Source organism: Methylobacterium sp. C33D, assembly GCF_053345825.1.
The window spans coordinates 1-255 of sequence record NZ_JBKFAV010000269.1 but is presented as its reverse complement, the minus strand read 5'-3'; the positions used below and the strand labels follow the sequence as shown (position 1 = coordinate 255).

1 protein-coding gene is annotated in these 255 nt (G+C 65.9%); it reads left to right on the top strand.

Annotated features, from left to right (window positions below; translation table 11 throughout):
- Window positions 1-255 (top strand): GDP-mannose 4,6-dehydratase (locus ACLBXO_RS32325; protein WP_447687980.1); only part of this gene is annotated, 255 nt, incomplete at both ends.

Here is a 255-nt window from a genome sequence, read left to right as displayed (position 1 = left end):
ACTACCAGGCCTCGACCTCGGAGATGTTCGGCCTGATCCAGGAGGCCGAGCAGAGCGAGTCGACGCCGTTCTACCCGCGCTCGCCCTACGGCGTGGCCAAGCTGTACGCGCACTGGATGACGATCAATTACCGCGAGAGCTTCGGGCTGCACGCGTCGAACGGGATCCTGTTCAACCACGAGAGCCCGCTGCGCGGCGTCGAGTTCGTCACCCGCAAGGTGACCGACGCGGTGGCGCGGATCAAGCTCGGGAAGC